Here is a 6,065-nt window from a genome sequence, read left to right as displayed (position 1 = left end):
AAAAAACACTTTTTCTCCCCCCACAATCCATCTTTACATTATTAAGATACGCGCGAGCGCGTCATTTATTCTTTTTTTAAAGGAAGAGTGTGTTACATTATATCTTGTATAGGGTATATCCCCTACCCTGCATATTGCCATCCCTACACACACATTCTAACAAAAACTGTAGATTTTCGAAGAAAAGAAGAAAGTCTTTCCGAGTAAACTGTTAATTTTGTCCTCCTTTTTAATGTAACTATTAATTAATCAAAATCAAATTATGACTAAAATGGGGAAAAAAGCCTAACTCAAGTAATGCGCTATAAAGCGAAGGATTTTCAGGTTATCTACGAGAGGGAAAGTAAGGAATCAGCAGAAGCAATAGAGTACTTATTGCATTCACACCACCGTCTGAAGGTAGAGTATGCTCAAAGAAATGAGTTTTTGAAGCCTTACATACCTCTGCTGCTAGACAAGGAAAAGGGATACGGATTGACGAAAGCCAAAGAACTGGCAGAAGCACTACATCTGATAGTGGACTTCATGGATGCCGACGGAGGAACAAATACACTGAATGCGGATTGCATTGTAACAGAGATATATAAGATATATCACGAGCTCTATCCCAATCATCCCAAGACTAGACACCAGTAGGAAATTTACAAATTCCTAATTAGGGAAAAACGGCTTTTTTCATGAAAAGCCGTTTTTTGTTTGTCTCGAAAAGAATGCAGTCCTTTGCCATGCCGATAGGGCAAACTAAAACAAACGAACATGGAAAAGATTCCCGTAACCACCTACCGTGGTTTCAGTAACGTCAGCGGAGAGACAAATCTCGAACAAGAACTGGCGGACATCAAGAGTGGCAAGTATGCCAGACTAATCATCAAAATTGCAAGCCTCGTGGTACAAGGCAAAATAGAAGAAGCCAACCACGTGAAGAAACAACTCCCCTTCAGAACCGTAACCGCCAACTACCGCGACCGAAGACTACCTTCCGGCATCATCCGTTACAACCCGATTATCACCCTCGACCTTGATGAGCAATCCCCTGAACAGTTGGAGGAAATAAGAACACAAATCAACAGCAATCCCGACACCCTCGCCTCCTTCCTCTCACCCAAGCAGAGGGGATATAAGTTCTTTGTTTTCCCTCATACAGAATACGCCCGAAGGCTAAGAGAACAACTTCTGCAAGGCGAAATTAGTTACTCCACTCTCGAAGAAATTCACCTGAAGCTATACAACGCCGCCAAAGAACACTACGAGAAACTACTCGGAGTAGAGATGGATGGGAGCGGAAAAGATCCGTCGAGAGGCTATTTCGTCTCCTTCGATCCACAGGCATACTTCAACAGCAGCCTGCAACAGGAGATTGAACCACTGGAAGTACATATCACCCCCGCACCCTCTTTAAAGAAAAAAGGTAAAAAGACGAACACAAAAGGCATGCAGGAAGAAGATGCCGAAGAGGATCGAACAGATCGGAAAGACAGCATACAAGAAAACAAGACAGACTACAAAGAAATTCCAAGCAAGCCCGAACCCTGGGAAACACTAATCTTCTCGAAAGCCGTAACCGCCGTAAAGCGCATCATGAAATTCAAGAAAGGAAACCGCGACAGTTTTCTCTTCGCCCTGGGAAACAAGTGCTATGCCAAAGGACTGAATGAGGAAGTAGCTGTGCGCCTAGCCCGGGAAGCTTTCGGAAAAGACGGGTTCGACGTGGAATCTCCCCTTCGCAACTCGTACATCTACACAGACAAGACCACAGAAGCTGCCACGACCAAGGAAGAGAAAAAGCCCATCATCAACCTGGTGATGGACTTTCTGGGAGAACACTACGGCATCCGCAGAAACACCATACTGGACCGTCTGGAATACATGACCTACACCCCGCCCGAAGAAGCCCGAAAAGGGTATCAGCCCATGAGGAGCAAAGACTACAACTCCATATTCGTAAACCTGCAGATAGCAGGAATATCCTGTTTCCAGAATTATCTGCGAGCGGTAATCGATTCCAATTACGCCAAGGAGTTCAATCCTTTCATCGATTATATGGACGAGCTTCTTCCTTGGGACGGGACGGACTACATAGGACAACTGGCAGATACCGTACAGGTAGAAGACCAGGCTTTATGGAAGGACGGACTGCGCCGATGGATTGTAGGCATGGTGGCATGCGCACTGGACGATGAACAGATGAACCAACTTGTCATCATCCTGTACAGCGAACAGGGAAAAGGCAAGAGCAGCTGGATACGCCATCTGTTGCCACCCGAATGGAAGGAGTACTTCTACAACGGCATAGTGAACCCGGAGAACAAGGACGAAGCACGCCTGCTCGCTACCCGAATTATCATCAACATGGAGGAGTTTGAAGGTGTGAAGCCCGGAGATCTGGCAGCTTTGAAGAGAATCATTGCACAAGACAATGTGACGCAAAGAAAAGTGTATGACATGGAAGCCTTCACCCTACCCCGACACTGCTCCTTCATAGGAAGTACCAACAACCGTCAGTGCTTGCAGGACATCGGGGCGAACCGCCGGTTCCTGCCCATCACCGTCAAGGAGATAGACTACCACACGCCGGTAAATCATGACGGGATATATGCTCAGGCGTTGGCGCTGCTCAAGAGTGGCTTCCGATACTGGTATGAAGGTGAAGAGATAGACCGGCTGAACAAGCATAACGAGCTGCATCGCATGAAAGACCCCGTAGAAGAGAATCTCTTTGTTTATTTCCGTAAACCGTTGCCCGGAGACTTGTCGATAAAATGGTTACCCGCAGGCGCTATACTCACAAAGCTGAACATATACGGAAAAGTGCAAGTGAACATACAATCACAAAAGATACTGGTACAGGTATTGGACAAATATCGTTTCAAGACAAGAATCAATGCCCAGGATACCACAGAGTATGAAGTGACAGACATACAGCAGGACGAAGTGGAAAACAACTTCAAAAGCACTAATCCACCTCTATACTAAATCCGCCAACCTCACCTTTACGCCGCTAAACCTCACCTTTAGGGTTCCCCAAGTGCAGCTACTATCAGCCCCACTTGGGCAGGCGTATAGGTACGGGTGTGGGGACACAAGCCCAAGGCGGACAGGTCGTCACGCAAACCGGGATAAAGGTCGATCCAATGATTCAGTTTACGGAAAGCGGCCTGCGGACATAGGTCCGGGCAATAGATTTGGGCCAGTTCGGTACGCCCATAAGTACGAATAACAAAAGATTCCATATTGTATTTTTATGATTTATAATACTTCAAATATAGTCATAAATCACCACACTATCAAAGATTTTCACCTAAATAACCGACAATAACAGACCCTAATCTACCACAACCCTCCCTAAGTGACAAATGCCCATATCCGAAGTGTTATCTTTGTAGTGTTGAGCTCAACTATGTGTTTTTTAATTTTCTGATTGTTTAATTCTTTAAATTGTTACAACTATGATTCGTTACAAAAAGTATCAAGTGGTGGGCGCAAAAAGTCCACTGAAAGGCCTCTGGTATGCACGCCCCGTAATTGAAGAAACCTTCGACACCGAAAAGCTTGCCAAGCACATGGCCAATCATAACACCCCCTACTCGGCCGGTGTCATCAAAGGCGTGTTGACAGACATGATCTCTTGTATCAAGGAACTGATTCTGGACGGTAAAAATGTAAAACTGGACGACCTCGCCATTTTCTCCGTAGGAATTGTCAGCAAGAAAGGTGCACAATCCGCCGCCGATTTTTCATTGGCCAACAACGTCAAGGGATTGAAACTCCGGGCGCGCGCCACAGGCGAACTGAGCAACAGCCAGATTAACCTGGAAGGACAACTGAAAGAGTCTTCGGCATATGTCGTAGAAGGAGGTTCATCAAGTAAGCCCGGAGGAGACGAGAACGACAATCCGCTAGGATAAGAAAAATAGTAATCACTAACCATCATCATCATGAATGAAGAAAAAAAACCAAAATCGGTATGGGGCATTGTCCTCAAAGTAATCATTACCTTAGCTACTGCCCTTGCGGGAGCTTTGGGTTTAGGTGCCTGTAAATAGTTATGCGCACGATTACCCTACTCATTATTCATTGCTCGGCCACGCCTCAGGGCGTGAGCCTGAGCTTTGAGGATTGCCGACGTGACCATATTCGCCACCGTGGCTTCAGTGACATAGGTTATCACTTCTACCTGACGCGTGACGGTGAAATACATCGTGGACGTCCGCCGGAAAAGATCGGTGCGCATTGCCTCAATCATAACCGTCACTCCATAGGTATCTGTTACGAAGGAGGACTGGATGCTGAAGGCCGTCCTACCGACACTCGCACCTTAGAGCAAAAAGCTTCGCTGCTTGCTTTGCTTCGTGAGTTGAAACGAATTTTTCCACGGGCGCTGATTGTGGGACATCATGATCTGAATCCGATAAAACCGTGCCCTTGCTTCGATGCGGAAAGGGAATATAGGGGGCTGTAATAGGCTCCCTTTTTTTATCTAAATTGCAAAATCAATGAAAGATTCTATTCTTTACGATAAAAACAGGATGTAATATTGCTTTTTTATTAAAATAAATCATATATTTGTGCTTATTTCACAAATATACCAGTTTAAAGATGATTATTCAACTTACAATAGGCAATTTTCTTTCTTTTAAGGAGCAGTCAACTCTTTCATTGGCTGCATCTGCCCTAAAAGATATACAGGTTTCAGCTGAGGATATTCTTTTCAACATTGGTGATACAGAATTGACTTTAGTAAAAAGTGCTGTAATCTATGGAGCAAATGCTTCTGGTAAATCGAATTTTATTAAGGCTTTTGAATTCTTAAAATGGTATATAATTAACTCTTCAAAAGATATTCAAGCTGGTGAACGGGTGAATGTGGAGAGCTTTCGCTTAAATTCGGAAACAGCGGATGAACCCAGTTATTTTGAAGTAATTTTCAGTGATGAAGGAAACCAATATCGTTATGGTTTTGAGGCCGATAATGCAATCGTACATTCTGAATGGCTTTATCAGAAGAGTAATAAGAAAAGGGCTAAAGAAGTAGAACTATTCTATCGTGAGAAGGATAAGTTTGATATTCACTCTAAATTTATAGTTGGTAAAGAAGTAGCAGGTAAAAAGATGGTGCGCTCTAATGCATTACTGCTATCTGTAGCTGCGCAATTTAATGATCCCACATCCGTGGAAATTATGGGATGGCTCAATGATACTACCATTATATCTAGTTCTAATGATGAAAAGATTTGGAATATAGCAACCATTCAGTTGAATGATGTAAAGATGAAGCAGCGAATAGTAGAGTTCTCACGTTATGCGGATTTAGGTATTGAGAATATTGAAAAAGTTGATAATACTATAATCAGTACACATATCCAATACGATGATAAAGGAAATGAAATAAAGTCTGTTACATTTCCTTTCAGGAAGAATGAATCAGAAGGAACTATCAAGTACTTTTCATTGGCTTATCCAATCATTGACGCATTGGATAATGGCAAACGCTTGATTATAGATGAATTTGACTCAAAAATGCATCCGCTTCTTACTTGCCGGATTATCGCTTTGTTTAATTCAAAAGAGACGAATCCGAAGAATGCACAATTGATTTTTACTACACATGATACCAACCTGCTCAGTGCAAATATTTTCCGTAGAGATCAGATTTGGTTCACACAAAAAGACAGGTACGGAGCTACTGACCTTTATTCACTAGCAGAATATAAGGTGCGCAATGATGCTTCTTTTGAGAAAGATTATTTATCAGGAAAGTATGGGGCAATACCCATTCTTGGAGATCTAACCCGGTTGTTTTATTCAAAAGAGCAATAATATGGCCATTGTAAGAAGAAAAAACAATCCTCGTACAGAACGAAAATTAACTCGTATCAGTGGAGTGCGTGAGGTTAAACAAACTTTTCTGATTATTTGTGAAGGAGTGAATACTGAACCAGACTACTTTAATGCTTTTCGTTTGACATCAGCTAATGTGAAAGCAATAGGGCAAGGAATGGGAACAGTAGCATTGGTGCAGAAAGCTATCAATATCAAAATACAGGAAAAGCAAAAAGGCCGGATAT

The 6,065-nt window shown here is 43.0% G+C and carries 7 protein-coding genes and 1 pseudogene; 7 read left to right on the top strand and 1 reads right to left on the bottom strand.

The features are described from left to right. Positions 1–297 precede the first annotated feature (297 nt). On the top strand, positions 298–636 hold the full coding sequence (locus Q1W14_RS12860; RefSeq protein WP_300701977.1) for a hypothetical protein: 339 nt from the start codon (positions 298–300) through the stop codon (positions 634–636). A 120-nt stretch (positions 637–756) separates the two neighbouring features. Further along, positions 757–2,973 (top strand): VapE domain-containing protein, encoded by a 2,217-nt coding sequence (locus Q1W14_RS12855; RefSeq protein WP_300701975.1) that lies wholly within the window; start codon positions 757–759, stop codon positions 2,971–2,973. Between the two features lie 38 nt (positions 2,974–3,011). Here Q1W14_RS12855 and Q1W14_RS12850 read toward each other — a convergent pair whose 3' ends face one another. Then, the gene (locus Q1W14_RS12850) at positions 3,012–3,230 is read right to left on the bottom strand and encodes a DUF4248 domain-containing protein (protein ID WP_300701973.1); all 219 of its coding nucleotides are present in this window, start codon (positions 3,228–3,230) and stop codon (positions 3,012–3,014) included. A 216-nt stretch (positions 3,231–3,446) separates the two neighbouring features. Here Q1W14_RS12850 and Q1W14_RS12845 point away from each other — a divergent pair, with 216 nt between their 5' ends. The 5 genes and pseudogenes from Q1W14_RS12845 to Q1W14_RS12825 all read left to right on the top strand — a co-directional run. Further along, positions 3,447–3,905 carry a DNA-binding protein gene (locus tag Q1W14_RS12845; protein ID WP_300701972.1) on the top strand — a complete coding sequence of 153 codons (459 nt, stop codon included), beginning with the start codon at positions 3,447–3,449 and terminating at the stop codon, positions 3,903–3,905. Positions 3,906–3,935: 30 nt separating this feature from the next. Beyond that, the gene (locus Q1W14_RS12840; protein WP_366945763.1) at positions 3,936–4,043 is read left to right on the top strand and encodes a smalltalk protein; all 108 of its coding nucleotides are present in this window, start codon (positions 3,936–3,938) and stop codon (positions 4,041–4,043) included. A 2-nt stretch (positions 4,044–4,045) separates the two neighbouring features. Beyond that, positions 4,046–4,459 (top strand): N-acetylmuramoyl-L-alanine amidase, encoded by a 414-nt coding sequence (locus Q1W14_RS12835; RefSeq protein WP_366945762.1) that lies wholly within the window; start codon positions 4,046–4,048, stop codon positions 4,457–4,459. Between the two features lie 137 nt (positions 4,460–4,596). Continuing rightward, positions 4,597–5,817, top strand: coding sequence for an ATP/GTP-binding protein (locus Q1W14_RS12830; RefSeq protein ID WP_300701970.1), 1,221 nt, complete (start codon positions 4,597–4,599; stop codon positions 5,815–5,817). A gap of 1 nt (position 5,818) precedes the next feature. Then, positions 5,819–6,065: pseudogene (locus Q1W14_RS12825) on the top strand (RloB domain-containing protein); the annotation flags it as partial.

Origin of the sequence: Bacteroides sp. (genome assembly GCF_030151085.1) — a bacterium.
Taxonomy (GTDB): domain Bacteria; phylum Bacteroidota; class Bacteroidia; order Bacteroidales; family Bacteroidaceae; genus Bacteroides.
The sequence above is the reverse complement of the archived record's forward strand: the minus strand, read 5'-3'. Positions and strand labels throughout refer to the sequence as shown.